Raw genomic sequence first — 16,012 nt, forward strand, 5'->3', positions numbered from 1 at the left:
AGTTTAGCTCGTGCGGCGCTCTAGCGGCTTGGCGGGATTGCCCACCACAGTCACGCCCGGCGGAACGTTCTTTGTCACCACGGCGCCCATGCCAACCACAGCGCCACGGCCAATCACCAGCGGCTCGCCCGGCTTGCCCTGCCTGAGAATGGCACCGGTGCCGATGTACGCGTGATCCTCGATCACGACGTTGCCATTGCACTTCACCCCGGGGGCCAACGTGACAAAGTCGCCCACCACACAATCATGGGCAACGTAGCTGTAGATGTTCGCGTGGAACTGGCGGCCGATGCGGACGTTGCTGGTCAGCATCACGAACGAACAAAGGATGGCCCCCTCGCCCACCTGTACGTCGTCCATGGCGACGACGTTGGCCGCACGCGGCTCGACAAAGGCGACGCCGTCCTCGGCACAACGCACCGCCAGCTTCTCGCGCACGGCACTGTTGGCGATGGCCAGACTGATGGCGCGATAGGACGCCGGCTCGGCAAGCCATTGATCGTAGGTGAGGACACGATGTCCGTTCAGGCTCTCGACAGGCGGATTGTCGTCAACGAAAACGAGATCCCATGGCGCCGTCTCCGTGCGCTCCAGCTGTTCACGCAGGACAGGCATGACCTCGCGGCCGAATCCGCTCGCACCAAAAATCGCAAATCGCTTCATAGTAGTCGTGGTCGCACGTTTAATGCTTCGAACCGGTAAATCTGGACATCGTGGCCTCGCCCGATGCGCTGATCCCCTCACGAACCAGCACCTTGCGCACCGTAAGCCACAAGATCCTGATGTCTAGCCAGAACGACTGGTGATCGACATACCAGACATCCAGCGCGAATTTCTCTTCCCAACTCAGCGCATTGCGTCCGTTCACCTGCGCCCAGCCGGTCACCCCCGGGCGCACTTCATGCCGTCGCGCCTGCTCGGGTGAATATAACGGCAGATACTCCATCAGCAACGGCCGCGGGCCCACCAGGCTCATGTCGCCACCAAGCACATTCCACAGCTCCGGCAACTCATCGAGGCTGGTGGCGCGCAGCAGCCGGCCAAAGCGCGTCAGGCGCTCGGCATCGGGCAGCAATGTACCATCCGGGCCCCGTTCATCGGTCATGGTCCGGAACTTGACCATGCGGAACGGTTTGCCATCCTTGCCGGGGCGGGTCTGCGCAAACAGCACGGGGCTGCCCAGCCTGGTCCGCACCAGTATCGCCAGGCAGAACAGCGGAACTGCCAGCACGACAAGCGCAAAGGCGGCAACACAGAAATCGAAAAGGCGCTTCATGCGGATCGGCCTCGAACCATCTTTCTGAAAATGGCACCAAACCTGGAAACACCGACTTCCAGCGATAGATGCTCACGATAGTACGCCTGCGCGCGCGCGCCCATGGTCTCGCGCTCCTCCGGCGACAACCCGGCCAGAGCCTGTGCGGCTTCGGCAAGTGACCTTGCGTTCTCCGATTCCGCCACGACGCCGCCGCCGGACTCTCGCACAAGATCGGCCGCATCGCCATCCACCGCCATCAGCAGCGGTTTTCCGACGGTCATGTAGGCCTGCGTCTTGGAGGGAATCGTGATCTGGAACAGCGGGTCGCGGCGCAAATGCACCAGCAGCGCGTCGGCAGCGTTCAACAAGGTGCCTACCTCACTCATCGGTACTGGCGGGAGGAACACCACATTGTCCAGGCCTTGCTCTGTTGCGCGTCGCGACAATCTTTCGACTTCGATCCCGCCACCAACCAGGACGAAGCTGACCGCCGAACCCTGAGCCTTCAGCAACGCCGCGGCGTCGAGAACGACGTCGAGGGCCTGGGCGCGCCCCATGTTGCCCGCATACACAACGCGGAAACGCTCGGGGCCGGGAAAGCTCGCCGGCAGCGTGCCGGACGGGGCGGCAAGCGCGGCCTCATCCGCCCAGTTGCAGATGACATTGATCTTGTCGTCGGGCACGCCGCGATCGAGCAGCAGCCGCTTGAATCCCGGCGATAGCACCACGATCTGGTCGACACGTTTGTACACCCACGCACAGACAGCGCCCACAATGCCCAGCGCACGTGGATTGCCGATCATGCCGGTGGCACGCAGCGTATCCGGCCACATGTCCTGGATATCGTAGACCACCGGCATGCGGCGGATCAGCCGCAGCAGGGATGCCGCGATACCCACCGTCAACGGCGGGTGATAGGCATAGACGACATCGCAACGACGCGCGAACACGCCGTGGCTCAACGCGGCCGCCGCGAAGCTGACATAGTTCAGCACGCGCTGGATCGCGGACTGGTCGTGGCTCGGGTACAACGGAACGCGCGTCACCCGGACGCCGTCGATGGTCTCCCGCTGGCGCCAGCGCATGCGATAGCCAGGATATAGCCGTCCTCCCGGGTAGTTCGGGAAGCCGGTCAGCACATCCACTTCGAAGCCCTGCCGCACCAGTTCGCGCGCGAACACCATCCCCTTGAACGTCGGTTCAGGGTCGAACCACTGGGTCAGCAGGAGGACTCGGGTTGCCATCAATCAGTACTTCTTCCAGACCACGCGATTCACGTAGTCGGTGTAGCTCTGGATGATCCGAAGTACCTTGTCGGAAACGTTCGGCATGCTGTAGTCCGCCACCTGACGCAGCAGGCGGCTGTCGCCGCGCGCCTGATCTTCCAGGATGGCCAGGCCCTGCATGACACGATTGGCCTCCAGGCCGACCATCATCACCGCGGCCTCTTCCATGCCCTCAGGGCGCTCGTGGGCTTCACGCAGGTTCAGCGCCGGGAAGTTCATGATCGACGATTCCTCGTTGATCGTGCCGCTATCGGACAACACCGTTCGCGCGGAAAGCTGCAGCTTGTTGTAGTCCGTGAAGCCCAACGGCTTGAGCAGTTGCACGTTCGCGTGGAAGCGCGCGCCCATCGCATCCACACGCTTCTGGGTGCGCGGATGCGTCGAGACGATGACGGGCAAGTCATAGTGCTCGGCCACGGTATTCAGTACCTGAACCAGCTTGCCGAAGTTCGCATCGGAATCGATATTCTCCTCGCGGTGCGCGCTCACGACGAAGAACTGCCCCTCTTTCAGGCCCAGGCGCGACAGGACGTCGGAGGCCATGATGGCGGGCCGGTAATGTGCAAGCACCTCGGCCATCGGGCTGCCGGTCTTGATGACCATGTCGGGCGGCAGACCTTCCCGCAGCAGGTATTCCCGCGCGATCGAGCTATAGGTCAGGTTGATATCCGCAGTGTGGTCGACGATGCGGCGGTTGGTTTCTTCCGGAACGCGCAGATCGAAGCAACGGTTGCCCGCTTCCATGTGGAAGATCGGAATCTTGCGGCGCTTGGCCGGGATCACCGACAGGCAGCTATTGGTATCGCCGAGCACCAGCAGCGCTTCGGGCTTTTCGCGGCCGAGCACTTCATCCATCGCAATGATGATCTTGCCGATCGTCTCCGCGGCATTGCCGCCGGCTGCGTTCAGGAAGTGGTCCGGCTTGCGGATGCCCAGATCGTCGAAGAAGATCTGGTTCAGCTCGTAGTCGTAGTTTTGGCCGGTATGCACCAGAACGTGATCGCAGTATTGGTCGAGGCGAGCCAGCACGCGGGACAGGCGGATGATCTCGGGTCGGGTGCCGACCACGGTCATGACTTTGAGTTTGTTCATCGTAATTCGCATCTATCGAATCGCGCGCCGCTTACAGCGGGCAGGCGAAGGTATCCGGGCGGGCACGGTCGAACACTTCGTTGGCCCACAGCATGACGATCATCTCGTCCTGGCCGATGTTCGTGATGTCGTGCGTCCAGCCGGGCACGGTTTCCACGATTTCAGCCTTGTCACCGCTGGTCACCAGCTCATGCGTCTCACCGGTTTGCATGTGACGGAACTTGAAGCGCGCCTGCCCCTTGATGACCAGGAACTTTTCAGTCTTGGTGTGGTGATAGTGACCGCCGCGCGTAATCCCCGGGTGGGCCGTGAAGTACGAGAACTGGCCGCAGTCCGGCGTTTTGAGCATTTCGACGAAGACACCTCGCGGATCTCCGTATTGCGGCACCGTGTACGCGAACGATTCAACGGGCAGGTAGCTCACGTACGTGGCATAGAGCGCTCGCACGAGGCCAGTGCCAACGCGCTCCGTCACCAGTGTGTTGCGGCTATCGCGGAACGTGCGGATGTTGTCGGCCAGCTCGCCTACGGTGGTCGTGTACTGCGGCGTGACGGTGGCAAAGCCGTCCGCATCGGTCTGGCTGTCCGCGCCATCCATCAGCTGCACGAAGCGCTCCACGACATCGTCGACGTAGACCAGCGTGACAGGCGCCGCGGGATCGTTCACCTGGATGGGCAGATCCCGGGCGACGTTGTGGCAAAACGTGGCGACCGCGGAGTTGTAGTTGGGCTTGCACCACTTGCCGAACACGTTCGGCAAACGGAATACGTGAGCCGGAACCTGGTGGCTTGCCTGCGCGGCGAACAGGGTTTGTTCGGCGGCGCGCTTGCTCGCACCATAGGCATTGTCGCGCTCGGCCTGCGTGGACGATGTGTAGATGACCGGCACGCGGCGGCCACGGGTCGCCGCCTCGTCGCAGAGCGCCTTGCAAAGCGACTCCGTCAGGCCCGCATTGCCGGAGACGAACTCGGCCGGATCCTGCGGCCGGTTCACGCCTGCGAGGTGAAAGACAAAATCGGCTTCGCTCAGCAGCGCCGGCAGGCTCGCCACGTCGTCTTCACGCGTGAAGGTTCGCACCTGTACATCCTTGCGCTCGGCAAGATGCAGCCGCAGGTTCTTGCCAACGAAGCCGTCAGCGCCGGTGATCAGCACGTTCATGCGACTTACTCCTCAGCGACCGCGTGCTCGCCACGCGCAATTCGCTGCATGAAGTCCAGCTTCAGCAGCAACTTCTTCATACCTTCCACATCCAGCCGCGTCGTGTTGTGCGAGTTGTAGTCCTCACCGTGGAGGCTTTGCGTGATGCGTTGCTCGCCCTTCTCGACGAACTTCTCGTAGTTGAGGTCACGCCCATCGGGCGGGACGCGGAAGTACTCGCCCATGTCTTCCGCGCAAGCCATTTCTTCCCGGCTCAACAGTGCCTCATAGAGCTTTTCGCCGTGACGCGTGCCAATGACGTTGACAGCATGCTCGGGCTTCCGCATCAGTTCCAGAATGGCCTTGGCCAGCACCTCGACGGTGGCCGCCGGCGCCTTCTGGACGAAAATGTCCCCGTTATTGCCATGCTCGAACGCGTACAGCACGAGATCCACGGCGTCACCCAGCGTCATCATGAAACGCGTCATGGTCGGATCGGTAATGGTGATCGGACGTCCAGCCAGGACCTGATCGACGAACAGCGGGATCACCGAGCCACGCGAGGCCATGACGTTGCCGTAGCGCGTACCGCAAATGACGGTGCCAGTGCCTTCGAGATTCCGGCTGGCGGCCACCATGACCTTCTCCATCATTGCCTTGCTGATGCCCATGGCATTGATGGGATACACCGCCTTGTCCGTGCTCAGGCACACCACACGCTTGACGTGTGCATTGACGGCCGCCTCAAGCACGTTCTCCGTACCCAGTACATTGGTCCGGACGGCTTGCATCGGGTGGAACTCGCACGACGGCACCTGCTTGAGCGCAGCGGCATGGAATACGTAATCGACGCCCCGCATGGCTGCGCCAACACTTCCCATGTCGCGAACGTCGCCGATATAGAACTTGAGCTTCGGATCGGCATAGCGCTTGCGCATGTCGTCCTGCTTCTTTTCATCGCGGCTGAAGATGCGGATTTCGCCGATGTCCGAATTCAGGAAGCGGCGCAGAACGGCGTTACCGAACGACCCGGTTCCGCCCGTGATCAACAAAGTCTTTCCGAGAAACATTTCGCACACCCTCAAGTACAAAAATAGCCAACCAAACCACCGTTGCGACGTAATAATCCGGGCTTTGCGCCAGCTGATTATTAGCGGGCAAATAGACTATAAAAATCGACAACAGGGCAAAAACCATGATCCCGGACAGGCTGCGCCTTGCAATGGCAGCAAACCAGGCTCGGGAATAAACTGCGCCAATCAGGAACATGAATGGCGGCACTCCCCAGAACGTCAGGTCCGAGGCGAGCCACGGGAAGGCAGAAGACCAGACGTAGCGATCGTCCCAGCCGCCCGCCCGCAGGGCGTACATCAGGCCGTCCTGATAGATGCTTTCCGAATCGAAGAAAGAACTGAAAAACGACACCAGGAACGACGAATGGCCAATACCGTAAGTCCAGTTGAAATCGGTATTCAGTGCCACGCTCAGACCGTAATAGCCCTGATTCAGATACGCGGACAGCATGCCGAACGAAAATCGGATGAAATTGACAAAATCCGAGCCAGTGTCCACGGTAAAACAGGCGACGTCATTGTACAGGCAAAAGGACAGTGCACCCTGCATGCGTGCCGCCTTGCGCAGTGTGAACAAGGTCACAAACACCATGATTACGCAGAAGCCAATTGCGGCACGGCGCACAAAGGCCTTGCGATCGATTTGCGCGCCACGCAGCGACCGGAACCCGGCTGCAATTGCAATACCTGTAAAGAAGAAGACCAGCAGGTCTCCCATTTCCTTGTCGGTTCCGCGAAACAGCGAAAACAGCAGGAAGCACAGCACCACGCCCAGAATGGACCAGCGGGCACGACGTGCCAGATCCGGCCAGTACACCGCCGCAGTCGGGAGAACCAGCAAGATCAGCGGGGCGCTGAGCCCGCGTAATGCCGACATGGCTTTGCGCAACGGCGAGCCTTGCTCAAGGGCACTCAGTAACTCGAGATAGACTTCGCGCTGATTCAGGACCGAATCGATCTGCCACACATGTTTGCCGGTATAAGCGTAAATGGACGGCTCGACCAGCAGGGCCGACAGCACGCACGCCGCGACATAGAACGCATTGATACGCGGATGCGGGCGCGGGTGGCGCACGATTTCCACCCGTGTGGACGGCGCGAACAGCGTATAACCAAGCCCGAATGCCAAGACACAGGCAAAAAGGAATCCGATCAGCGTGTCGGGGTTGTCGAGTTGAAAATCGAACGGTCCCCAGAACATGAGGAAAAGCGGCAGCAGCGCCCAGACGCAAAAAAACACCAGCGGGGCAAAGCGCACGCCGATCGATGCGTCGCGCAATGAGAATTCCCCGGCAGGTAGGTCCTTGGTAACTTCTGTCTGCATTCAATGCTGCCCAACGGATTCCAGCAAGTAGTCGGAAACCCCGTCGACCTGGAAGCGCTCCCTGGCCCTGGCAAAGGCCTGCGCGTTATTCCAGGGCGCAGCCGGGCCAGCCGAAATCATCTGCTCGATAGCGCGAACGAATGCGCCGGCGTCACCCGCCGGCACCGACAGCCCGATTCCACTGTCCTTCACAAACTCACCGAAATCCGTGGCCTCTTCCACCGATGCGAGTACCGGCAGACCGATATTGATATAGTCCAGGGTCTTCGAAGGGAAAGTCGGCACATCCACCCCCCGCACCGTACTCACGATTCCGATATCGCAGGCCGACAGCAGCGACAGGTACTTCTTTCTCGTCAGGCCCGCCATATGCATGACGTTGTGCGCCCCTCCGCCAATTGCATCCCTGACCATACCTTCCTGCTCGCCATTGCCGACAATGAGGAATACACACGGCAGCGCCTGCAGTGCCGCCTGGCTTGCCGCCTCCAGAATGTCCTCGATCCCGCGTCCCTTGGACAACTGTCCGCCGAAAACCAGAACCGTCGTATCGGCAGGAAGCCCGAATTCCTGGCGCGCGAGACCCCGCCCGACATGCCCGGACGGCGGAAATGACGACCAAATTGGCAATTCTACAATTTTCTGCCTGGACGACAAATTGTAGTTACCTAGCAAATACGTGATGTTCTTGGGCGACATGCAGCCGATCACTTCGAATCGCCGCATCAGCCACGTTTCCAGCCACTTCAGCACGCGAACCATCATCGTCCCGCTCAGCAGGCCAATTTGCGCGTGATGGTTCGGAAAGAAGTCCCACTGCACCAGGAACGTCCGCGCCCTCGAGAAAGCCGTCATCAGTACGATGGGCACAAGCATCGCGGTGGCCGGCGAGAAGCCAACCACCACATCTGCCTTGTTGTTCCGGCGGAACTTCAGGAGTTGACCGACCACGCTCATTGAAGAGAGCGTCCATTTCGCGATCTTCCTGAGAAGCTGCGGCCCGAAGTTGAGCTGGAACGGATCGGCGACATAGACGCTGAGCTTCTCGTTGCGGATGGAGACCGGCTTGCCGAGCGGACGCTTCGACCAGTTCACCACGAATACGCTGACCTCGTGGCCCTTGCGCACAAGGGCCTCGGCCATTTCATCCGATAAAGATGGGGTATCCGCGTCCAGCGAATAACCGGTGCATAGAAGGACGATCTTCATTTCGTCGTCAGCCTGAATCGTGCTCGATACGCCAGCACCATGCCAACCATCAGCACCAGGTAGGTTGCCCCATAGGCATAGACCGGGGCACTGCCACCATAGTGATGCACCAGCAGCGTGGTACCGACAAACAGCAATATCCCTTGCAGGATCTCGTAGACCAGCGACACCCTGATCGTGCCACGCGCCATGAATAGCGTGGAAATGCTCACGGCAACCACGCGGAACGCATCACCGACCAGTTGCGGGACAAGCAGCCCGCTGGCCCCAACAAACTCGGCCGAGTACAGCAACCTGTACAACTCATGCCGAATTCCCCAGAGGAAAATGCCTCCGAGGCAGAACAGAAGAAGCACCTTCCGCTGAATCACGGCAAACGCCGGGCGAAGTTCGGCGTCATTGACGCCGGCAAGCTTCGGCATTGCATAGCTCAGCAGGAACACGCTGACAAACTGCATGTACACATCCGAAATCCGGATGGTCGACTGCCAGTATCCCACCTGCTCCCAGCCTGACACCGCACCGAGCAGATCGCGAACCGCCATCTGCCCGAGCGTGATACTGGCCGCGCCTGCCAGCGTGATCGCGGAGAACGAGAACATGTGCCCGACCTTGGCAAAATCGAACGACTTGCGGTCGATCTTCACTTTGCCCGGCAGGCTCCGCAACTTGAGCAGGACCAATGCGAGCCCCGGCATGGCAGGCAGCAAAACCACGCCGATGGCCGCGCCCTCGTAGCCGCCGTAGTGAGCAAGCACTGCCAGCAGAACAATGCCGGCGATTGCCCCCGCCGCATTGGATGCCAGGATAGTCCCGTACCTGCCGTAGGCGGATGCAAAGGCCTGATATAGCCCGCAAAAGCCGACAAGCGCCTGCGTGACACCGAGCAGCGAGACGGTCCAGCGATAGTCATCGGTACCAAACACCAACGACGAAAGCTGCGACGAGAACAGCAGCACCGCCAACGCCATGACAACGGTCGTCACCATGTAGATCTGCGTGATGACGCCGATCCAGTCCCGCTCCTGCACGCTGCCCTTGTGGGCAGCAATCACGCGCGTCACGCCCGGTGCAATGCCGCCGGCCGCAAACATGCCCGCAAAGGCCGTCAGCGCCATGAACTGGGAAAGCTGCCCGAATTGCCCGAGACTCACCGAAGTTGCGATGATTTTAGCAGTGGCAAGTCCAGCGAGTGCCTTGACGAGCGTTGCCCCGGCAAGCAAGCCGATTACTCTCAAATCACGCATGAGCCAGCCAGGGGGGGACAGATATTTTCATAGTTATGCAATCTCCTCGAAAGTGAAGCCGTGATCCAAACCGGAACGTCTGGATCGGAACGGTTTGCCGGCTTGTGCCAGACCAGGTCACCAGCAAATCCTCACACATCGCTTTCGGGAAACCTTGACTTCTAGTACTGCACGCACAATCTAAGTTGCGTATAAATCACTTATTGATGCCTCCAAGCTACCTCCCGCCATCTCCTCATGCCACTTTGACGTGGGGCCACATTTTATCTGAGGGCAGAACGCGGGCCCGCCAGAAATTGGACGATTTGTTGCTTGCTGTAACCGTTTGGCGCACGAGCGAGCACAATTCCACATTTCGCAACACATTCGCCGCCTCTACAGCAAAAGTCTTGACACTTATGGGCTGCTGCTCAGGTCGACGCAGCAGAGATTGCCTTCGCGGTGCACTTTGCCGGCGAAGGCCCCCGGGAAAATAGTGCACTGCGCAATCACTGCCTGCGAGCCCAGCCGTTTCAGGAGCCTGGGCAAAGCGTCGCCCTGGAGGTCAACCCCGAATCCGTGCTCGTAGAGGTAGTCAGACTGCAGGGGCTCGCGCAGGCCGTCGAATGCGAAGAAGGTGAGATTGTCCACTACAAGGTGGCGCGCACCGTCCCCACGAATGTGGCATTGCTCTGCAAAATCACGGATCCGGTCTCGCTGCCTGGCATACCCGAAAGAGGGAATTGAAAGACCCTGGTCCGGAAGGCCAATGTCCGCCGCATTGACCGAGCGAATGGTTTGCGGCAACACGTTGCCTAGTAGCAACGCAGAACTGCAAAGGAAAAGCATGTAGAAGGGCAAAGGCAGTAGCGCCATGGACGACTTGACGAGACGGGGCAAGCGATCACCACCCAACGTACTCAATGCGGCCACGCAAAGCATGACCAGCAACGCCGCAATTGGCACCATCAAGGCGGCGCCGTAGAAATTCCACGCCTTGTACAGGGCCAGATGCCCAAGAAGCCCAATCCACAATGCGCTCAAACACCACGTCGCGCCGTCAAGCTTGCGCAGCAGGGCCTTGAGCAGGAAGACGGCCGGAGGGAGAAAGAACGCCACCCGGAATACAAGTAGCGTCACATACTGGATGCCCTGGTTGATCCGGACGGCGACATCCCAGTTCCCCAGACCTGCCGACGGCGCCAGCCACGCTGATTGATACTGGTCTGCGAACACCATGTGCCGAAGCATCGCCAACGGTGCAGCGTCGATGTTGTTGAACAATTCGACAACAAATGCCCTTGGCGAACTTACAAGGCCGCCCAAGGGCATGACGTTCGATGCAAGCAGCTTCGCCAATGCCGGAGCATCCCCGCACTTTGTCAGCAAGGCAGCGAACTGCAGGGTCTGCCACAGACAGCCAATGGCAAATGCACTGACTATCGCGCACACAAGCTTGCTGCGCGAGCCGAGCAATGACCATGCAGAGATCAGGATCAACGGAGCAAAGAACAGGGCCTTGGGGTGCGTATAGCAGAAGATGCTCACCACTAAGCAGAATGCCGCGGCGAGAATCAGGAGACGCCAACTGTTCTCCCGGCCAATATCGCGTCGAAGAACAACTGGGAACGCAAGAAACAGCGTGAGGAGTAAGAGCAGGATCTGCTCGCTACGCATCATCACCATCGTGAGCGGGAGCACTCCCAATCCGACGATCGATGCGAGAGATGCCAGCATCGCGCAGCCCAGCCTCTGGGAGCGCACCTGCGCGATGATCAGCGCGCCCGCAGCGCCAAACCACAACAGAGCCGTCAAGATACCCGCCAAGCGGATAAACAGCGGGCCGGTCGCCAGCGAATAGACCAGATCATACGTGACAGCGCCGGGCACAAGCAGCGCCGGAACGCCCGAAAGGAACTCAGGCCCACACTGCGGAAGCAAGGTATTCAGCTTCCAGCCGTTGGCAATGAACATCCCGCGCATGAAGATGGCGGCCACTTCGTCGCCATAGACCGGGACGAAAACGCCAGCGACCAGAACGACAATCAGTGCGGCAATAATGATCCAGGCCACCAGGCATTGCCAGTAGCCCGTCCGCAGTGCCGGAAGGCCGCGGCGGCGGTCAATTACGATAGCGCGATCTGTTGAAGTATTCATGAATGGATTTGCTGGCCGACTCCCGATTCGCCGGCGCAAAGAGTGTGTCCTGGGAGTACAAGGCCCGCGACCGTTCCTTCGGCGGAATGAAGGCGCCTCGCCCCCAGAGTCCGTCTTCCGGTACCGGTCAGAGCATTGAATCCAGCGAATTCATCGAGCCTTTGTGGCCACCACCAGCAAGGATCCACCCAACGGGAACCGCACGCCGAATTTGATGAACTGGCGCTCGACAAACATGATGCCCAACATCAACGCGTTAGTAACAGGATTGAGCCGCAGATCGGCAGCAGGATCGTAGTCCTTCGCCTGCACTCTGGATGATCGGCGCGCCATGCACAAGGCTGGCAGCAGGAAACTGACGAACGAGGTCGTCAGCTTGATGGAGAATCCCGCCCTATTCAGTTTCTCAATCATCTCCGTTCGCGTGTAGCGCCTAACGTGGCAGGCACGTTCGTCCTGGTAGCTCCAGAGAAACGGATGCTGCGGCACAGTGATGACCAGCTTGCCGTCTGGCTTCAGGGCCTTGTAAATCTCCGCCAATACGACCTCATCTTCGTCGATGTGCTCCAGTACATCAAACGTGCCAACCACATCGAACTGCGACCGGAACGGGATCTTACGCGCGTCCATCTCATGGAAATCAGCGGCAGGTACTCGCTCTCGAGCAAACTGCAGCCCATTGCCAAACAGCTCCGTGCCCGTGAACTTCACTGCGGGCATGGTGTCGGCCAGTGCCGAGATCACAAAACCCGTGCCGCAACCGATCTCGCAAAACGCCATTCCACCACGCAGCAGGGGTCGAGTCGCCCAGAGAATCAATTCATTGCGCGCCCTGAACCAGAAACTGTCGCTCTCGAGGCGAGCTAGCGTCGCGAAGTCCTCCTCATGGAAGCCTGCACCCGAATTGGCTTGTTGACCTTGACTCATTTCCTCACCCGTAGAATTAGGCGACACCAGTCACAACATCGATGACGCTGCGTATCACGCGATCCTGCTCCTCGGGCGAAAGACCGACCCATAGTGGCAAGCGAAGCAGCCGCTCGCCAGCCATGCAAGTCACCGGGAGATCGCCTACGGAGCGGCAATACCGCAATCCACCCGGCGAGTTATGCAGCGGTACATAGTGGAAAACCGTCCAGACGCCTCGCTGTTTGAGTTCACTGATGACGCGCTGGCGGTCCACATGCTCCGAAAGCAGGACGTAGTACATGTGTGCGTTATGACCGCATTCCGTCGGAACGATTGGCCGACGCAACAAGCCATCGCTTTCCATCTGCGCGAACGCGGCGTGGTAGCGCGCCCAGATATCTAGTCGCTCGTGCGTAATCCGTCCCGCATCCTCGAGCTGCGCCCATAGAAACCCCGCCACCAGTTCACCGGGTAGGAATGAAGACCCGACTTCCTGCCATGTGTACTTGTCGACTTCTCCGCGAAAGAACCGGCTGCGATCCGTGCCCTTCTCGCGGATGATCTCGGCACGCATTGCCAGCCCCGAGTCGTTCACAAGCAACGCGCCGCCTTCGCCAGAAATCACGTTCTTGGTTTCATGGAAACTGTACGCGCCGAGATGACCGATGCTGCCAAGTGCTCGACCTTTATAGGTGGACATGACGCCTTGCGCCGCGTCCTCCACAACAACCAGCCCGTGCCGGCGCGCGATTTCCAGAATCACATCCATCTCGCATGCAACACCCGCGTAGTGGACCGGAACGATGGCACGCGTCCGCGAAGTGACCGCGGCTTCAATGAGGGTCTCGTCGATGTTCAGCGTATCAGGGCGAACATCGACGAAAACAGGCCGGGCCCCACGCAGCACGAAGGCATTGGCCGTCGATACAAAGGTAAACGAAGGCATGATGACCTCGTCGCCTGGCTCGAGGTCCAGCAACAACGCGGCCATCTCCAGGGCTGCCGTACAGGAATGGGTCAGCAGCGCCTTGTGGCTGCCCGTCTTCTCTTCAATCCAGCCGTGGCATAGCTTCGTGAATGGGCCATCTCCTGCAAGCTGCCCATTGAAATGGGCCTGCGCAATGTAGTGCAGCTCCTTCCCGGTCATGTGCGGGCGATTGAACGGTGTCGTCTTGTCTTTCATTTCTTGACCCTGTGCGTGTTCTATATGGCGATCATTCGCAGGCCTAGCATAACGCCCGTGCCGGTCGCCGCTCAACCCTGGCTGGCCAGTATGGTACCGAATACGATGAAGGCCACACCAGCAATCTTCAGCAGGGAAAGCTGCTCACCGAACAGCCATACACTCGCAATCGTCACGGCGACGAAGCAGAGGCTGACGAACGGATAGGCATGACTCAGCTCGAATTTTGTCATCGCCACAATCCAGCATACGGATGCGAGAAATGCCGAGAGAATTCCCGAAAAAACGCCCGGATCGGTGAGCACGCGCAGCACGAATAAAGCCTTGCCCGCCAGTTCGGCGGGCATGCCGCCAAATCGCTCCATTCGCCATTTCAAAATGATCTGGCCATAGACCGTCAGCGAAATGGTCAGAAATATCCAAAGGTAGTCCAGTGGCCTTACTTTCATTGTTATTTACTTCAGGATTTCGAGGGCTGCAGCGTCTGTTCGGCGCGGGCCCCACAGGTTCAGGGAACCGGGCGACGCGACAGCTTCCCGCCGATTCGCGCACCCGCATAGAGGTTTTCGTAGTAATAGGCGTCAAACCCGGCCGCCCGCATGTCGGCTGCGGCGCGATCCACATCGTATTCAACACGATGCAAGGCAAACCGCTCACCATCCCAGGTCGCAAACGCGGCTCGAGGATCACCGTCGCGCGGCTGGCCGACAGAGCCAGGATTACAGTAGGTGGCGCGCTTGCCCTGCCACACATACTGGACATGAAGGTGGCCAGTAGCGAAATAGCGCCCACCCAGCGCATCGAAATATTCGTCCGATGGCTCGAGATACTCGTCCAGAGGATCCTTCCAGCCGCCGTGGATCATTCGCAATGCGCCGAACTCGAGCTCGCGCGGCAGACCTCGCAGCCACTCCAGATGGTCCGGCTCGATCACGGAGTGCTGGTACCGCAGGCAATCATTCGCACTCTGCGATCGCGGGCACGGTTCACCACTTGCAAGGTACCAGTCGTGATTTCCCATCAGCGTTGGAATCTCTCGCGCGCGCAGCGCGGCGCAGCACTGGTTGATTTCGCTGTAGTACCCACCGACGTCACCAAGACAGTAGACCCCGTCGACGGATTGCGCATCCAAAGCGGCAAGCACTGCTTCGAGAGCAGCTGCGTTGCCATGGATATCAGAAATCAGGCCTATCATGGATGACATAGTCCTCGATGTAACGAGCCGCGAAACCTCGGGTAATAGCCGGCTGGGATGGCGTCCTGCCCTCGACAAAATAGTCGACACACATCTGGCTCTCGTTATAGCCAAAAGCAGTGCGTAGCGAGGTCGACGACGAAATCCGTGGATTGAATTCCAGCAGGCGCCACTCATCCTCGTGATAGCGGAACTGCAAGTTTGTCGGCCCGAGCGGACGGTACCTGCCTGCCAGCCTTGCGACCACGGCTTCCAGAGCCTTGTCTTTGGCGACCCACGCCTTGCCGGTCGAGCCATCAGGCGCCAGCTTCCGCCGTAGCGTTATCGAAGCACAGACCGCACCCTTCCCGTCGCCAAACATGCCAACCGTGAACTCCGTATCGTCAGAGCCAATAATCGGCTGAGCAATGAACTTCTCCCCAAGACCGGCCGCATGCAAGTCGAACACTTCGGCCGATGTCACGCGCACGATGCCTTTCGAGGCATAGCTGCGCCGCGGCTTGAGCAGGAACGGAACACCGAACTGATCCGCGAGTTCCTGGTAGGTCCCCGAGATCCGCGTAGGAATACGCGCGCTGTCGTCCGCGGCCTCCAACGCAAGATATGTGTGCCATTTATCTTTCGACAGATCCACCAGCGCCTTGTCATTCAGTACGCAGCGGATACCGAATCCCGGCAAGGCCTCGCGCGCATCGGACAGACGATGCAGGTCCTGCTCGATACCCGGCACAACGAGGTCGACACCATGGCGCCGCACGACATCCGCCAGCCAATCGATGTATCCGTCGGAACTGGTCATCGGCGCCTGCTCGAACGCATCGCTCCAAACCTGCCCAACGGCATCCCCGTAGATATCGGCGCCCACCAGGCGATGTCCCATGCCTGCTGCACGCAGCGAGCGAAGCACTCCGTAACCGATAATGGCTCCGACGCCGGTCACCAGTATCGTACTCATCGCGCGT

Annotated in this window: 15 protein-coding genes; all 15 read right to left on the bottom strand. The window is 59.7% G+C overall.

What is annotated here, in order from left to right:
• Positions 1-3: 3 nt before the first annotated feature.
• On the bottom strand, positions 4-663 hold the full coding sequence (locus BLR29_RS04745; protein WP_092134948.1) for an acetyltransferase: 660 nt from the start codon (positions 661-663) through the stop codon (positions 4-6).
• A 19-nt stretch (positions 664-682) separates the two neighbouring features.
• Positions 683-1,276, bottom strand: coding sequence for a sugar transferase (locus tag BLR29_RS04750; protein ID WP_092134949.1), 594 nt, complete (start codon positions 1,274-1,276; stop codon positions 683-685).
• A complete protein-coding gene (locus tag BLR29_RS04755) occupies positions 1,273-2,502 on the bottom strand; it encodes a glycosyltransferase family 4 protein (RefSeq protein ID WP_092134951.1) in 1,230 nt (409 codons plus the stop codon). Before BLR29_RS04755 ends, BLR29_RS04750 begins: the two co-directional genes overlap by 4 nt.
• 3 nt (positions 2,503-2,505) lie before the next feature.
• Positions 2,506-3,636, bottom strand: coding sequence for a non-hydrolyzing UDP-N-acetylglucosamine 2-epimerase (gene wecB / locus BLR29_RS04760; protein ID WP_092134953.1), 1,131 nt, complete (start codon positions 3,634-3,636; stop codon positions 2,506-2,508).
• Between the two features lie 31 nt (positions 3,637-3,667).
• Entirely contained in the window at positions 3,668-4,795 is a 1,128-nt protein-coding gene (locus BLR29_RS04765; RefSeq protein WP_092134954.1) for a UDP-2-acetamido-2,6-beta-L-arabino-hexul-4-ose reductase, read from the bottom strand.
• A gap of 5 nt (positions 4,796-4,800) precedes the next feature.
• Complete coding sequence (locus tag BLR29_RS04770) at positions 4,801-5,844, bottom strand: polysaccharide biosynthesis protein (RefSeq protein WP_092134956.1); 1,044 nt, start codon at positions 5,842-5,844, stop codon at positions 4,801-4,803.
• A complete protein-coding gene (locus BLR29_RS04775; protein WP_092134958.1) occupies positions 5,792-7,171 on the bottom strand; it encodes a hypothetical protein in 1,380 nt (459 codons plus the stop codon). The genes BLR29_RS04770 and BLR29_RS04775 overlap by 53 nt, the downstream gene beginning before the upstream one ends.
• On the bottom strand, positions 7,172-8,380 hold the full coding sequence (locus BLR29_RS04780) for a glycosyltransferase family 4 protein (RefSeq protein WP_092134959.1): 1,209 nt from the start codon (positions 8,378-8,380) through the stop codon (positions 7,172-7,174).
• Positions 8,377-9,627 carry an oligosaccharide flippase family protein gene (locus tag BLR29_RS04785; RefSeq protein ID WP_092134961.1) on the bottom strand — a complete coding sequence of 417 codons (1,251 nt, stop codon included), beginning with the start codon at positions 9,625-9,627 and terminating at the stop codon, positions 8,377-8,379. Before BLR29_RS04785 ends, BLR29_RS04780 begins: the two co-directional genes overlap by 4 nt.
• Positions 9,628-10,023: 396 nt before the next feature.
• Positions 10,024-11,763 carry a hypothetical protein gene (locus tag BLR29_RS04790; protein ID WP_143018416.1) on the bottom strand — a complete coding sequence of 580 codons (1,740 nt, stop codon included), beginning with the start codon at positions 11,761-11,763 and terminating at the stop codon, positions 10,024-10,026.
• A 150-nt stretch (positions 11,764-11,913) separates the two neighbouring features.
• The gene (locus BLR29_RS04795; protein WP_092134964.1) at positions 11,914-12,690 is read right to left on the bottom strand and encodes a class I SAM-dependent methyltransferase; all 777 of its coding nucleotides are present in this window, start codon (positions 12,688-12,690) and stop codon (positions 11,914-11,916) included.
• 16 nt (positions 12,691-12,706) lie between these two features.
• On the bottom strand, positions 12,707-13,855 hold the full coding sequence (gene rffA / locus BLR29_RS04800) for a dTDP-4-amino-4,6-dideoxygalactose transaminase (protein ID WP_092134966.1): 1,149 nt from the start codon (positions 13,853-13,855) through the stop codon (positions 12,707-12,709).
• A 71-nt stretch (positions 13,856-13,926) separates the two neighbouring features.
• Positions 13,927-14,304, bottom strand: coding sequence for an EamA family transporter (locus BLR29_RS04805; RefSeq protein ID WP_092134967.1), 378 nt, complete (start codon positions 14,302-14,304; stop codon positions 13,927-13,929).
• Between the two features lie 59 nt (positions 14,305-14,363).
• Positions 14,364-15,050 (bottom strand): metallophosphoesterase family protein, encoded by a 687-nt coding sequence (locus BLR29_RS04810; protein ID WP_092134969.1) that lies wholly within the window; start codon positions 15,048-15,050, stop codon positions 14,364-14,366.
• Positions 15,031-16,005, bottom strand: a complete 975-nt coding sequence (locus BLR29_RS04815; RefSeq protein ID WP_092134971.1) for an ATP-grasp domain-containing protein — start codon at positions 16,003-16,005, stop codon at positions 15,031-15,033. The genes BLR29_RS04810 and BLR29_RS04815 overlap by 20 nt, the downstream gene beginning before the upstream one ends.
• Positions 16,006-16,012: the final 7 nt, after the last annotated feature.

The organism is Cupriavidus sp. YR651 (genome assembly GCF_900101625.1).
Lineage (GTDB): Bacteria > Pseudomonadota > Gammaproteobacteria > Burkholderiales > Burkholderiaceae > Cupriavidus.